Origin of the sequence: Butyricicoccus sp. OF27-2pH9A (assembly GCF_027693185.1) — a bacterium.
GTDB lineage: Bacteria > Bacillota > Clostridia > Oscillospirales > Butyricicoccaceae > Agathobaculum > Agathobaculum butyriciproducens.
Genome location: NZ_JAQEXK010000014.1, coordinates 1 through 13216 on the forward strand (window position 1 = coordinate 1; position 13216 = coordinate 13216).

A 13216-nucleotide genomic window follows, 5' to 3' on the forward strand; every position below is an offset into this window, starting at 1 on the left:
CTTATCTCAGCGAGGGGCGGACAGCGGACGAGCTGCCCGCCTCTCCAATTTTCAGGAGGTAAGCCTATGAAAACAATTAATCTGCGGTGGATGTATCCCCACTACCGGCATGACGAGTTTGTGGATGTTACGGACGAGGTATGGGCAGCGATGTATCAGGCCCAGCGGGAGATGGAGAACTATGAGCGTCGGAAAGTCTACCACCGCGCCTGGTACTCCCTGGACGCATATAGCTGGACGGAGAACTACGCGCTGGAACACGGCAGATCGCCGGAGGATATTCTGGTGGAACGAGAAGAAATGACCACCCGTCTGCGCCTGATTGCAGCTCTGCCTGCGGCTCTGGCTCATGCCACTCCGACACAGGCCCGCCGTGTTCACGCCTACTACATTGCTGGTATCAAGCAGCCGGAAATCTCTCGGATAGAGGGTATCCACAGCAGCAAGGTTAGCGTTGCCATCCGCCGGGGTCTGCGGAATATGCGCCGCTGCTATGATGGCCTTTTCCAAACAGAGTGAGGGCATGCCTATGCAGACCATCAATCTCAAACAATATTATCCATTTTGCAAAGAGGACATTTGTGTGGAGGTGTCCGATGAGATCGTCGAAGCGTTTCTTCTGGATAAGAGAGCCGAGGCCGCCAGAGAGCGCAAGATGTTCCGGTATAAGGCATTTTATTCCCTCGATTGTAACGATGGAATCGAAAATGCCGCCATCGGCTGGGCGCAGCCATCGCCGGAGGACTACCTGATAGAAAAAGAGGAATTAGCCGAATACGAAGAACTGATACGACGATTGTACGAAGCCATTTCTTCCCTGCCGCCTATGCAGGCCCGCCGTGTCCACGCCCGCTATATGCTGGGTATGAAAGTGAAAGATATTGCCGCAATGGAGGGTATCACGCCATCACAGGCGGGAAAATCCATCCATGCCGCACTGCGGAGGCTGCGCCGGTACTTTGCTCGACAGAAATGGACGGTCAATCTATGAGTATTTCCAAAGAAAAGAGGTGCCTGACATGAACGAAAAAATTACAGCCCACCCCAAAAAAGAAGAACGGGAGAAAGTCCTGAAGGAGATTCGGCAGCTTGAAAACCGAAAGAAGATTTTGGAGAACAAGCAGCGGAACGAAGAACGCAGGGTTCGCACCCGCCGCCTGATTGAGCGCGGAGCCATTTTGGAGGGGATTTTCCCGCTGGCTCCCGACCTTTCCGGCGCGGAGGTCAAAACATTTCTGATTGCCCTGTCCCATCTTCCGGGGGCTGCGGAATTGACTGCAAACCTGCCAAAATCCGGGGACACGCCATAAGTCCCTTGTTTACAAGGGCGCACTTATACACCGTTGCCGGTGCTGTGCGCCCTGCCGGGGGCGTTGCGTACTTCGTCCGCGATGGGGCGCTACACTCCCCAAACCCCTTGTGCGCCCCGCGCAGCCAAACACCCGCTTCGCGTTTGTTCGGCTCCACGGAGCCTGTTATCCACTCACTGAAAGGAGGTGTTCCCCATAGATTTCTGTCATATCCCCGTCAGTATTATCAAGCGCAGCGCAGGGCGTTCTGCTGTTGCCGCAGCTGCTTACTGCAGCGGAACCAAGCTGACAAATGAATGGGATGGAATGACCCACGACTACACCCGGAAAGGCGGCATTGACCATGCGGAGATCATGCTGCCTGCCCACGCGCCGCCGGAATTTGCAGACCGATCTATCCTCTGGAACAGCGTGGAGCAAATCGAGAAAGCAAGGGACAGACGGCTTGCCCGCGAGATTGAAGCAGCCCTGCCCCGTGAACTGCCCGGCGAAGAGCAGCTTGCCCTTGTGCGTGCCTATGTGAAGGACAACTTTGTAGACAAAGGAATGTGCGCCGACTTTGCTATCCATGACAAGGGAACCGGCAACCCTCATGTCCATATCATGCTGACGCTCCGGCCTTTGAAAGAAAATGGACAGTGGGGTGCAAAGTGCCGCAAGGCATACGATCTGGACGAGAATGGACAGCGTATCCCGGATGGGAAAGGCGGCTGGAAGAACCACCGGGAGGACACCACCGACTGGAACGACAAAGGGAATGTGGAGATTTGGAGGGCAGCGTGGGCGGCCTGCACCAACCGGGCGCTGGAATCTGCCGGCAGACCGGAGCGCATTGACCACCGCAGTTACAAGCGGCAGGGCATTGATAAGATTCCGTCTGTCCATCTGGGGCCAGCCGCCAGCCAAATGGAAAAGCGCGGCATCCGCACCGACAAGGGCGAAGTAAACCGGCAGATCGCCGCCGACAACAAGCTGCTGAAAGAAATCAAAGCCCGCATTACCCGTCTTTATTACTGGTCGAAAGCCGAAGCGGAAAAACCACAAACACAGCAAAGCAGCTTGACCGCCTTGTGGGAGGCTCAGCAGCAGTTGAACGCTCCCCGCACCCGTACCGGAAAAATCCGGGCTTTGCAGGAAAGCGCTGCACTATTCAGCTTTTTACAGGCAAACGGCATCCAGTCTATGCAGCAGCTTCATGAAAAAATCGCTGATATGAACAGCCATTACTATGACTTGCGTGGAAAGATCGTCAAGGCCGAGCGCCGGATCGCCATTCTTACCGAACGCGGGGAGATGTGGGAACAGTACAACCAGTACAAGTCCATCCACAAGCAGCTTGCCAAAGTAAAGCCGGAAAAGCGGGAACAGTTTGAGCAGCGCCACAGCCGGGAACTGATCCTGTATGACGCAGCAGCCCGGTATCTGAAAGAACTGAAAGACAGCGGCGAGGGGATAACACCGAAGGCATGGCAGCGGGAAATCGACCAGCTGACCGCCGGAAAGCAGACGGACACGCTTGCCATGAAATCCATGCGGGAAGATTTGAAAGCAGTGGAACGGCTCCGCAAAACCGCCGAGCAGCTGTCCCGACAGGAAAGGGACAAGTCTCACGACCGGGAGCCGGAGCGGTAAAGGCTACCGCGTTTTGGCGTACCCCTGTCAAGTGCGTCGCGTTTCACGACACCCTTTTGCATACAGAAAAACCGCCGTACAGGTTTCCCCATACGGCGGCAGACTGTTTATTTGCCGAACAAGTCGCTGTGTGTGCCGGTGCGGGCCAGCGTCAGCACCAGAACATCATCTTCTATGCGGTAGACAAGCAGCCAGTCCGGGAGAATATGACATTCCCGATGACCTGCCCAATCGCCGGACAGGTCATGGTCACGGTTCTTATCCGGCAGCGGTTCGCCCATTGCCAGCAATGCTACGACCTGCTCCAGCAGCTCAATCTTCAAGCCACGCTTTATGACTCGTTTGTAGTCCTTTTTGAAACTGGTCGTGTACTTGACGGTATATTTGGTTTCTTTCATCTTTTCAGGTCAGCAAACAACTCGTCAAGGTCATTGTAGCCCTTTACAGACGGGTCTTTTGCAATCCTTTCCGCTTCCAGCATGGCAGCAACCGTTTCTTTGTTCGGCTGTTCCAGCCTTACTTCAAAGGGAATGCCGCCTTCACGAAGCGACTGGCGCACAAAGATGTTAAACGCCGTAGTCAGGTTCATGCCAAGTTCAGTAAACAGTGCGTCCGCCTGTGCTTTCAAATCTGCGTCCATGCGGATACTGATGTTTGTGGTATTTCCAGCCATACGATCAACCCCTTTCTGCTGGCAATTATAGTATATGCCATTTGCACGAAGAAAACAATACTTTGCACGAATTTTTAACAATAAATTCATTTAAGGAGGTTACACGCTTTATGAAAGAAATCATTTATGAAGAACAACAAGACTGAACCTATCCCTGTCATGGATTACCGCCAGTATCGCAGAGCGCGGAGGCTGGTGCATGAGTGCTGCAACTACATCGACGGAAACTGTATCGCTCTGGACGATGGGGAGGAATGTGTCTGTGTCCAGTCTATTTCCTACTCCCTGTTGTGCAGGTGGTTTCGGGCGGCGGTATTACCGCAGGATAAGGAACTGGAAACGGCGCTGTTCCACCGGATGAATGCGAAGAAATGCTCCGTATGCGGGGCGCTGTTTACCCCCGGTTCCAACCGAGCCAAATACTGCCCGGAATGTGCCGCACGCATGAAGCGGGTCAACGCCGCAAAGCGCAAGCGAAAACAACGGGAGAAATGTCACGCTTTAGGGGATGAAAAACCCTTGTAAATCAAGGCTTTTTTCGAGGGTGTCAAAGGCAGGCTGATAGATTTATCTTCCGACCCCTAAAACGGCCTTAAAATGCGTATAGAATCCCCAGAGAACCCCCAAGGAGGAACCCTATGTCAGACAACCGAAAATATTATTACCTGAAACTCAAAGAAAACTATTTTGATGATGATTCCATCGTGCTGCTGGAAAGTATGCGGGACGGTGTGCTGTATTCTAACATTCTGCTCAAGCTGTATCTGAAATCGCTGAAACATGGTGGACGGCTTCAACTTGACGAGGACATTCCTTACACGGCGCAGATGATCGCCACCATTACCCGCCAGCAGATCGGCACTGTGGAGAGAGCCTTGCAGATCTTTTTGAAGCTGGGTCTTGTGGAGGTGCTGGACAGCGGCACATTCTACATGAGCAACATCGAACTTTTAATCGGCCAGTCCTCTACCGAGGCTGAGCGAAAGCGGGCTGCAAGGCTTCAAAATAAGGCTCTTTCTGCGCCCCGGACAAACGGCGGACATTTGTCCGACATTCGTCCACCAGAGATAGAGATAGAGTTAGAGAAAGAGATAGAGATAAAGAGAGAGATAGAGAAGGTACGCCCTGAAACGGGGCACCCTTCCCACACCTATGGCCGTTACCAGAATGTTTTCCTGACGGATGAAGAACTGGCAGACTTGCAGGCCAGCTTTCCCACTGTATGGGGCCAGTACATCGAAAAGCTGTCCGAGTACATGGCCTCTACCGGCAAGCGGTATCAGAGCCATGCCGCCACCATCCGGCGCTGGGCCGGTGAGGACGCGAAGAAAGCAGCCCCGCCCACCCGCAACCGGGATTACAGCGTAAAGGAGGATGAAACCGTATGATTGAGATTACCGCAGAAATCCGGGCGCTGATCGACAAGGCAGCCGCCGGTGTGGAACTGGCCGGGGACGAGTACATAGACCCGGCAGACGGCCTCATTCACTGTAAGAAGTGCGGCGGCCAGAGGCAGACCGTTGTGCCATGCTTTGGGAAATCCGGCTACTTTATGCCGCGCTGCATCTGCCAGTGCCAGCGGGAGGCTGAGGAGCAGCGCAAGGCTGCTGAAGAACGGCAGCGCCGCATGGAGCGTATCAAACGCCGAAAGGCACAGGGCTTGCAAGACCGCTATCTCTATGACTACACCTTTGCCAACGACAACGGCGAAAACCCATTGATGGACAAGGCCCGCGCCTATGTGGAGAACTGGAAGGAGGCATACAGGAACAACACCGGCCTGCTTCTGTTTGGGGATGTGGGAACCGGCAAGTCCTTTTTCGCCGGTTGTATCGCCAACGCTTTGCTTGACCAGGATGTGCCGGTGCTGATGACGAACTTTCCCACCATCCTGAACCGCCTGACCGGGATGTTCTCTAAGGACAGGTCGGAGTTTATTGCCAGCTTTGACGAGTATGACCTGCTTATCATTGACGATCTGGGAGTAGAGCGCAGTACCGAATATGCTATGGAGCAGATGTTTTTCGTCATTGACAGCCGCTATCGCAGCCGCAGACCCATGATTATCACAACAAACTTGAAACTGTCCGAGCTGAAAAACCCGCCTGATCTGGCCCACGCCCGTATCTATGACCGTATTCTGGAACGGTGTGCGCCGATTCTCTTTGACGGAAAGAATTTCCGGGAAGAAAATGCCAGTGCTACCCGACAGGCAGCAAAAGACATTGTAAGCAGTAAGCATGACTGATTTTTTACCGGGCGGCACAGACCCGTTCGGAGAAAGGAGCGCCATGAACAGAGAACCCCGTACTATGCAGGCGGCAGACGCCGCTACTGTGTCCAGAGCGCCGGAAAACACGCCAGCGATGGTAAAGAAAATCGGCAAGACAACCTACAAGGTTCATGTCCATTTCAGCAAGACCAGCACAGAAACCATGAGCGATAAAATCAAGCGTATGCTCAAAAATGAAATTCAGCAGATGTGAAAGACTGATAAACGAAGCCGCCTTGTGCTAAACTGATGGTGGTACGCACCAAAACTTTAACCAAGGAGGACATGAAAATGCTGTACACAGAAAAAGAGAAGCATGAAATTGAACGAGTAAAGGAGGTCTTTGCGGAACATCTGCGGCAAAGCCCTGATTTTGAACTGCTCTGGTCGGACAAGGTAGGCTATGTCTGGCTGACGATTGGCGTAAATCCAGTCTATGTGGATACTGGTATCAGAATCGAATCTGCCGCCGATCTCTGTTACAGGTGTTTGGACGATGTAGCTACGGATGTTTTATATATGACGGGCAACGATCACGCACTGGAAGCAGCCGATCCGCTGGAATTGGCCGAAATCAAGCGGCGCTGGGAGCTATATATCAACCAGCTGCCGGAATATGCGTATATCTGCGACGATTTACTAAGTGGACGCAAATAATTCACATGCAAACGTGCCAGAAGCAATAAAATGCTTCTGGCACGTTGTTACGAATTTTAGAGCTTTCTATGGTTTCGATACTCTATTATTCCCCAAAACAGTCCGAGAATAAACAGCGTGACCACAATAATAAAGCTGTATTTGAATGGTACACCAAAATGTGCTTCTATGACATCAAGAGTTCCGATAGCACTGAGTAAAGAAATAATGTATAGCAGAACATTCAAAATCGCAGAGTTTCTGCTTTTCTTTAGTTCATTTTGTGCAGTCAAATAGGATATTTTTAGGTGAAGAGCTTCTGCATGTTTTTTGTAAGGCTCGCTTTCCTTAATGTAGTTCAATAAATTATGAGTTTCAATTGGAAGATTAGGAGAGCAAAAAAGATTCTGCAAGTAAATATCATTTCGTACAGACCGCCGAAGATCTGTTTCATTTTCAAGGTTAGAGTTTTGAAAAATATGAATATAGAGTTTTAGCGATTCCAATATAATGGCCGAATATAAAATTGGTTGAAAGTTATCACAATCAAAGTCAGAAACTACACTACAACCAGCTTGTGGATAATATTGGTATATTTTCACTGTACTAATGTCCTTTATTGGTTCAGCAGGCGCTTTCGTATCAATGAGTTTGCAAAAGTAATCTGAAATATTTTCAATATTATTCGAAAAGACCAATGTGTCATGCACAAAGAAATATTCTTGGGAACGATAACACTTATTTGTCAATTCCCAGATAAACTCAGAAATATTTTCATATATTATTTCAGAAATTTTCATTCCTGCCTCGACAGGTTTCGCTTCATCAAAGAATTGATATTTCTCCACAGACAGTAGGTTGTAGTTTTCTGCTTTTGCCCCGACATCATCTTTGGCAAGTGGTTTTCCTGTTTTGTAGTTTATGACTTCAAAAACAATGAACAAAACACTGTTCATCATAAAGGCACCGGCATCAATTTGATACATCTGACCATTTATCCAAACTAAAAATGGCTCTAGCCAGAAAGTAAATTCGATTTTGAAATATCGTTCATCAACTAAGATAGATTGTGCGTGCCTAAGATTGATATAGAAACCGGAATCTTTCAAAGAGTCACTTGCATTATTTTCTTTTTCAGCTGAATCTTTTGATTTGAAGGAAAATGTAGTCGCTTGATGTACATAATCATATTGGGCCGTTACCTCCATTTTCCCATCAACAGAAGTAATAGTCTCGTCTGTTGCCACGAAAGAAAGATGATGCTTTTCCAGTAAGGATTGCATCTGCTTCTTTTTGTGCGGGATAACATTACGAAGTTTTTGTAAAAACCAGTTTGTCGCTTTATACTGTGTCGAATTATATGCGCTTAAAAATAAAACAGTATCATCCACTTGCAATGACCTCCGATCTCGTCAGTAAAATTTATATTATTAATTATACAGCCAAATGACATACACAACAAGCATAGTGCAACAGATAATACTGTTGCTTATTTTTTTGATAAAAAGTCCTTGACAACTCGTTTCGGGAAAAACAGCCAAGTCGATTTTGATTTCCTGCGGTGCGCGCCTTGCCGTATTTGATATTGCAGAGTTGCGCGAGGTCACAGCTTATGACGAGCTGGAACTGGATACTCTGGGAGACCGGAAAACCGCTCTGTTCCTCATTATGAGTGATACGGATGACAGCTTTAACTTCCTGATCTCCATGTGTTATACCCAGCTTTTCAATCTGCTCTGCGAAAAAGCCGACGATGTGTATGGCGGCAGACTGCCGGTTCATGTGCGCTGTTTGATTGATGAGTGTGCTAACATCGGGCAGATTCCGAAACTGGAAAAGCTGGTGGCCACCATCCGAAGCCGTGAAATCTCTGCCTGTCTGGTGTTGCAGGCACAGAGTCAGCTCAAGGCGATCTATAAGGATAACGCAGATACCATCATCGGTAACATGGATACATCCATCTTCCTGGGCGGTAAAGAGCCGACTACCCTCAAAGAGCTGGCTGCCGTGCTGGGCAAGGAAACCATCGACACCTACAATACCGGAGAGAGCCGTGGGAGGGAAACCTCCCATTCACTCAACTATCAAAAATTGGGGAAAGATGTGCCATACTTGTTCGTGAAGAGTTCAGTTGCCTTGAATTTATCATGAACAGGGACACGATCAACTGGATTCTGAAAAAACTGAATACAGGAGGTCGAATATGGAGCATTTGCCAAAGAAAATCCATCAAAACGGCATCAGCTACACGCTGGTGGGAGACTACTACATCCCCGATCTGAAGTTGCCGGAGGAAAGCCGCCCCATCGGGCGGTGGGGCCGGATGCACAAGGCGTTTCTGCAAGAACACCGTCCCGGCCAGTACAATGAACTGCTTCTGTCGGGAAAACTCTGGACGTATCTTGCTGATCTGAACGAGCAGGCCGATGACCTGCTGGCGTGTATCATCTCGCAGATGCAGGCTGCGGAGGGCGTTACCGAGGAACTGAAAGCCCGTGACCAGCTGGCCTGGGTCGGAGCCATGAACAGCATCCGCAGCCGGGCAGATGAAATCATCCGGTCTGAGATGATTTATGTTTAAGGAGGTGCCTGTCTATGAGATACCGTATCGAATACGCCGATGGGCGCTACTGTAACTTTGCCAACGGCAGAGCTGAACTGCTGAAATGGCTGAAACTGCTGAAGCAAGAGGAAATCTCCGACATCCGCAAAGTGTATAAAAGCGGTGTGTCGGATTCCGTCCTGGAAACATACAGGAATTATATCCGTCCAGCATAAGGAGGGAGCTTATGGGTACAGATATAGAAAAACTGGTTGATTTGATGATTCAGGAGCGGATGCAGAGCCAGTTCGCTAAATGGCGGGAGGCAGAAACCGACAAGGAGAAAAAAGCGGACTACCTTCGCTTGGAAACCGAGTATGAAAAAGCAATCAGCGCATTGTCTGAGGAACAAAAGGACGCTGTGAGACACTACTGCGATTCCATCTTCGATTCCGGCGCAGAAAGCGAATGCTTCTTTTACCGGCTGGGCCTCAAAGATGGCATCCGTCTCTGGAAGTTTATGAAAAAGCTGATGAAAACGGTCAGCTAACGGATGTATAACCGCATTTTTTATTCCACCCACAAACGGGTCGAAAGCCGTCCAACGGTACAGGTTGGGCGGCTTTTTCATTACCTGCGCTTCTTCCGCTTGGGCGCATAGTATGGCTGCGGCTTGGCCTTCCCTCTCATGTTGTTGGGATTTTTGAGCAGCTTGGACAGGCTCAGTATCCGCAGGAACGCCGAGAAGTCCTCCGAGGAAATCTTCTCAAAGGGTATCTGCAACTTATCGCAGAACTCGTGGATCAGCATTTCTGTATCGCTGCTCTGCCCTATGGCCTGCTCAAATTTTTCCTTCACATCATCCAGCGTGGGCTGCGGGTCGGCGGTGGTCTTGTCCTTGCGGTGTGCTTCCCGGATGTCCCGGACGATGCTGTCCAGATCATCGTGTATGACGTGGCTGTAAAAATCGCTTTCCTGCACTTGCCCCAGTTCCAGCGTCCGCATATAGAGTTCATCTTCTCCGGGCGCATACTTGCTGAGGACGGTTTGCCGGGTTGCCTCCAACACCAGATTCATCTGCTCCACCCGCATATTGGCGATCTGGTCGATGCAGATTTCCATATCTATCATCAGCCGCCGGAAATTCGGGTGAGAGGCCAGTTCGCAGAGAAGCCGGTTGTTGATCTTGCCGCTCCGCAAAAGGTCGATCATTTCATCGGTCAGATGGAGAGACTGCACGTCAGCGTTGGGAACCTCCCTGTTTTCCGTCAGCCCCATCAGATAGTCGGTGGACACGCCGTAAAAGTCCGCCAGCGTTGCAATCGCAAACGGGCTGATGTCCTTGTAGTCATCGGTTTCGTATTTTCCCAGCGCGGATTTAGACAGGCCGGTCTGCTCCGCCAGTTGTTCCAGCGTCAGGTGCTTGTCCACCACCCGCAGGTCTTTGAGCCGCTCCGGGATTGTCAGCTTTGCGTACATCCAAAGCCCCCTCTCTCGTTATCATTTTTCAGTGATTACACCCATTATAGCACGATTCCATAAGCGTGGAAATATGCGGATTTCAAGCGTTTTTCCGACGTTTTGGATATACGGGAAAGAGCCTCTTTTTTCGGTAAACTGGTTCTTGCAGACAGGCACAGAACCTTGAAAATCGAATGACCGGCTGCAAGGGGGTATGGCCTCCGGGGAAGTGACGCCAGGACAGAAATCGAGCGCACCAAAGAGGCCAATACGCCGGGAAAAATTCCGGGCAGGAGCGGCTTGCAGGCAGACCGGCAGACAGAAACAAGTTTATCAATCATGCGGGGCGCATGGCTCCGCAGCAAAGAAACGGAGGAAATCATTATGACACTGAGTATGAAAGAAAAGAAGATTCTCTACGCTTACGGCTGTCCCAGCCATCACAATACAGTGACACGGCTGAAATGGCTGACGGCACTGACAGTTGACCCGGAGGCCAAACGCCGGATGCTAGGGCTGGCCCGGAAGGTGGAGACGGAGGCGGGCGAAAGCTGGTACGAGGATTTTTACCACCATCTGCGGATGGAGATGGACGAGTACCGCCGCCTCAAGCGCAGCCTGCGTGTGCTGAAATCTTACACTGATTATGAGGAGGATCTGTATGAGGAAGCTGTCTAAGTATGAGAAAGAAACCATTATCAACTGGAACGAGGCGGAAAACCTTGCCAGCGTCTACACCTTCAACGCCAGCTTGAAGCGCAGGCTGGCTGATTTCAGCCGGAAGTACCCGCTGCTGTGCCGGTTGGAGCGCAGCACGCCGGAGGGCAGCGTGACCTATGTGCTGGATAAGTCCCGGCTGTCGATCCGGCTGGTGCCGCCGTACAGCGAGGAACGGAAAGCCGCCGCCAGCGCCTACGCAAAAGAGCATGGCTTTCAGGTGGTAGGGGCGGAAGAAAAAATCGCCTGAAACCGGGGCGTTTACGGAAAAAATGACGGGTCTGCACCCGCTGTTTTGACCGGCAATCCCCGCAGGCGTATTCCGTATCCATTCCCCGCCTATGGGCGCAAATGTGCGGATACGGAGCCGGTGAAACTGGCAAACACCGCTTCTGCGGTGGAAGCCAGCTTCGCCGGTGCGGGAGTACAGAGGGCAGCCAGCCCTTTGTGCCGGGGTGCAGGGGCGGCAGCGCACTGCTGGGGTCAAGGGGCAACGCCCATTGGCAGGTTAAGGGCGGCAGCCATTATCGGGTCAAGGACGAAGTGCCTTGGCGGGTTGAGGGCAGCCGCCCCATCGGGTCAAGGGTGAAACGCCTTGCCCAGGGAGAGTTGATGCCTGCGTCAACTCGTACTGGGTATTACCTGACGCAAAATTCGCAGGATTTGCGGCTTCGCCGCCCCTTCCCCGGCCCCGCAGCATCTTCGCAGGAAGGAGGAAATCTGTTTGAAACTGACACGACACAATGGGCGCTCCGGCAGGCATGGCACCTACAATCCCCGTCACAATGACCGCCGGTTCGATGTGGAGAACAGCGAACACATTGACGCAGAACGGGCAAGGAAAAATGTCTACTGGGACTGCTACCGGGGCTTTACCACCCATGAGTTCCGGGAGAACCCGGAGCAGCCGGATTTCAGCTTTGAGGAAATCGAGCGGATGTACTACTACGAGCATTATGGCGGCCATGTGGAGGCCCAAAACGCCCGGAATGAGAAAACCCGGCACACGGAGCGCAACCGCACCGTGGAGGACTTGCTGAAAAACAACAAGACCTGCCCGGAAGAAAGCATCTACCAGATCGGCACGATGGGAGAATCCGTCCCGCCGGAAACGCTCTTTCGTATCGTCAACGAGTTTTATGAGGAATTTGAGCGCCGTTTTGGTTCCCATATCCACATCTTAGACTGGGCGCTCCATCTGGACGAGGGGACGCCCCACATCCATGAGCGCCATGTGTTCGACTGCGAGAACCGCTACGGGGAACTGTGCCCCCAGCAGGAGAAGGCGCTGGAGGAACTGGGCATTCCTCTCCCGAACCCGGATAAGGCAAAAGGCAGGCATAACAACCGGAAACAGACTTTCGATGCGGTCTGCCGGACAATCCTGTTTGACATCACAAAGCGGCATGGGCTGCATCTGGATCAGGAGCCGTCCTACGGCGGGCGGGAGTATCTGGAAAAGCAGGACTATATCCTGATGAAGCAGAAGGAGCAGCTGGCGGCGCAGGAGCAGAAACTGGAAGAACTGACGCTCAAAATCGAGGACGTGGAGACGCTGCTGGATGATGTTTCCGATGCGGCCTATGACAAGGCTGTGGAGGTGGTGACCGATACTGTCCGTCAGGAGACACACAAAGAAGATATTCGTCTGATTGAGGAAACGAAAAAGTGGGTGCTTTCGCCGGAGCGCAAGGCATCGAAAAAAGAGCGTGACTACGCTGCCGCCCGGCTGGATGGAGTGATTACCAAAATCAAACGTGTTATGCAGAACGCCCTGGCAAAAATCCAGAAAACGCTTATGCAGCCGGAGGTCAAGAAGGCCGGTAAGGAGCAGATCAAGAAGAAAGCTAGAGAATCCATCCTGGAGAAGCTGGCGAAAGGCAAGGTGGACGCTGACCGGGATAACCGGGAACGCTGGGAACGTGAGGGGCGGATCGCTCCGACAAAGAAACACGATATGGAGTTATGAGGCA

The 13216-nt window shown here is 51.4% G+C and carries 19 protein-coding genes and 1 pseudogene; 16 read left to right on the plus strand and 4 right to left on the minus strand.

Translation table 11 applies throughout. The annotated features are described in order from the left end of the window. Positions 1-66: 66 nt before the first annotated feature. The 4 genes from PG722_RS10605 to mobQ all read left to right on the plus strand — a co-directional run bounded on the left by PG722_RS10605 (position 67) and on the right by mobQ (position 2942). Complete coding sequence (locus tag PG722_RS10605) at positions 67-519, plus strand: RNA polymerase subunit sigma-24 (protein ID WP_270580518.1); 453 nt, start codon at positions 67-69, stop codon at positions 517-519. A gap of 10 nt (positions 520-529) precedes the next feature. Continuing rightward, the gene (locus tag PG722_RS10610) at positions 530-991 is read left to right on the plus strand and encodes an RNA polymerase sigma factor (protein WP_117505410.1); all 462 of its coding nucleotides are present in this window, start codon (positions 530-532) and stop codon (positions 989-991) included. Between the two features lie 28 nt (positions 992-1019). Then, positions 1020-1310: a DUF3847 domain-containing protein gene (locus tag PG722_RS10615; protein ID WP_270580520.1), complete on the plus strand. Its 291-nt coding sequence runs from the start codon at positions 1020-1022 to the stop codon at positions 1308-1310. Between the two features lie 186 nt (positions 1311-1496). Further along, entirely contained in the window at positions 1497-2942 is a 1446-nt protein-coding gene (gene mobQ, locus PG722_RS10620; protein WP_270580521.1) for a MobQ family relaxase, read from the plus strand. 107 nt (positions 2943-3049) lie between these two features. On the opposite strand, the gene PG722_RS10625 is transcribed toward mobQ, so the two are convergent. Together PG722_RS10625 and PG722_RS10630 are read right to left on the minus strand one after the other, a co-directional pair. Further along, entirely contained in the window at positions 3050-3340 is a 291-nt protein-coding gene (locus PG722_RS10625) for a type II toxin-antitoxin system YafQ family toxin (RefSeq protein WP_270580522.1), read from the minus strand. After that, positions 3337-3615: a type II toxin-antitoxin system RelB/DinJ family antitoxin gene (locus PG722_RS10630; RefSeq protein ID WP_005924829.1), complete on the minus strand. Its 279-nt coding sequence runs from the start codon at positions 3613-3615 to the stop codon at positions 3337-3339. Before PG722_RS10630 ends, PG722_RS10625 begins: the two co-directional genes overlap by 4 nt. A gap of 126 nt (positions 3616-3741) precedes the next feature. On the opposite strand from PG722_RS10630, the gene PG722_RS10635 reads away from it, so the two are divergent. The 5 genes from PG722_RS10635 to PG722_RS10655 all read left to right on the plus strand — a co-directional run bounded on the left by PG722_RS10635 (position 3742) and on the right by PG722_RS10655 (position 6544). After that, positions 3742-4140 carry a cysteine-rich VLP domain-containing protein gene (locus PG722_RS10635; protein ID WP_270580523.1) on the plus strand — a complete coding sequence of 133 codons (399 nt, stop codon included), beginning with the start codon at positions 3742-3744 and terminating at the stop codon, positions 4138-4140. A 113-nt stretch (positions 4141-4253) separates the two neighbouring features. After that, positions 4254-5003 (plus strand): phage replisome organizer N-terminal domain-containing protein, encoded by a 750-nt coding sequence (locus tag PG722_RS10640; RefSeq protein ID WP_270580524.1) that lies wholly within the window; start codon positions 4254-4256, stop codon positions 5001-5003. Next, the gene (locus PG722_RS10645; protein ID WP_270580525.1) at positions 5000-5863 is read left to right on the plus strand and encodes an ATP-binding protein; all 864 of its coding nucleotides are present in this window, start codon (positions 5000-5002) and stop codon (positions 5861-5863) included. The genes PG722_RS10640 and PG722_RS10645 overlap by 4 nt, the downstream gene beginning before the upstream one ends. A 64-nt stretch (positions 5864-5927) precedes the next feature. After that, complete coding sequence (locus tag PG722_RS10650; RefSeq protein WP_442867847.1) at positions 5928-6101, plus strand: transposon-encoded TnpW family protein; 174 nt, start codon at positions 5928-5930, stop codon at positions 6099-6101. Positions 6102-6178: 77 nt separating this feature from the next. Continuing rightward, positions 6179-6544 carry a hypothetical protein gene (locus PG722_RS10655; RefSeq protein ID WP_270580526.1) on the plus strand — a complete coding sequence of 122 codons (366 nt, stop codon included), beginning with the start codon at positions 6179-6181 and terminating at the stop codon, positions 6542-6544. Between the two features lie 56 nt (positions 6545-6600). On the opposite strand, the gene PG722_RS10660 is transcribed toward PG722_RS10655, so the two are convergent. Continuing rightward, positions 6601-7914, minus strand: a complete 1314-nt coding sequence (locus PG722_RS10660) for a hypothetical protein (RefSeq protein ID WP_270580527.1) — start codon at positions 7912-7914, stop codon at positions 6601-6603. A gap of 124 nt (positions 7915-8038) precedes the next feature. Here PG722_RS10660 and PG722_RS10665 point away from each other — a divergent pair. The 4 genes and pseudogenes from PG722_RS10665 to PG722_RS10680 form a co-directional block, all read left to right on the plus strand. Then, a pseudogene (locus PG722_RS10665) lies at positions 8039-8629 on the plus strand (VirD4-like conjugal transfer protein, CD1115 family); the annotation flags it as partial. Between the two features lie 97 nt (positions 8630-8726). After that, on the plus strand, positions 8727-9104 hold the full coding sequence (locus PG722_RS10670; protein WP_270580528.1) for a TnpV protein: 378 nt from the start codon (positions 8727-8729) through the stop codon (positions 9102-9104). Positions 9105-9118: 14 nt separating this feature from the next. Beyond that, the gene (locus PG722_RS10675) at positions 9119-9301 is read left to right on the plus strand and encodes a hypothetical protein (RefSeq protein WP_055219873.1); all 183 of its coding nucleotides are present in this window, start codon (positions 9119-9121) and stop codon (positions 9299-9301) included. Between the two features lie 11 nt (positions 9302-9312). After that, positions 9313-9615, plus strand: a complete 303-nt coding sequence (locus PG722_RS10680) for a hypothetical protein (RefSeq protein WP_147539342.1) — start codon at positions 9313-9315, stop codon at positions 9613-9615. An 80-nt stretch (positions 9616-9695) separates the two neighbouring features. Here PG722_RS10680 and PG722_RS10685 read toward each other — a convergent pair whose 3' ends face one another. Continuing rightward, positions 9696-10544, minus strand: a complete 849-nt coding sequence (locus PG722_RS10685; RefSeq protein WP_270580530.1) for a helix-turn-helix domain-containing protein — start codon at positions 10542-10544, stop codon at positions 9696-9698. 378 nt (positions 10545-10922) lie between these two features. On the opposite strand from PG722_RS10685, the gene PG722_RS10690 reads away from it, so the two are divergent. The 3 genes from PG722_RS10690 to PG722_RS10700 all read left to right on the plus strand — a co-directional run bounded on the left by PG722_RS10690 (position 10923) and on the right by PG722_RS10700 (position 13212). Beyond that, positions 10923-11204 carry a hypothetical protein gene (locus tag PG722_RS10690; protein WP_270580531.1) on the plus strand — a complete coding sequence of 94 codons (282 nt, stop codon included), beginning with the start codon at positions 10923-10925 and terminating at the stop codon, positions 11202-11204. Continuing rightward, entirely contained in the window at positions 11188-11493 is a 306-nt protein-coding gene (locus PG722_RS10695) for a molecular chaperone (protein WP_074014306.1), read from the plus strand. The genes PG722_RS10690 and PG722_RS10695 overlap by 17 nt, the downstream gene beginning before the upstream one ends. Before the next feature lie 474 nt (positions 11494-11967). After that, on the plus strand, positions 11968-13212 hold the full coding sequence (locus PG722_RS10700; RefSeq protein ID WP_270580532.1) for a serine/arginine repetitive matrix protein 2: 1245 nt from the start codon (positions 11968-11970) through the stop codon (positions 13210-13212). The last annotated feature ends 4 nt before the right edge of the window (positions 13213-13216 follow it).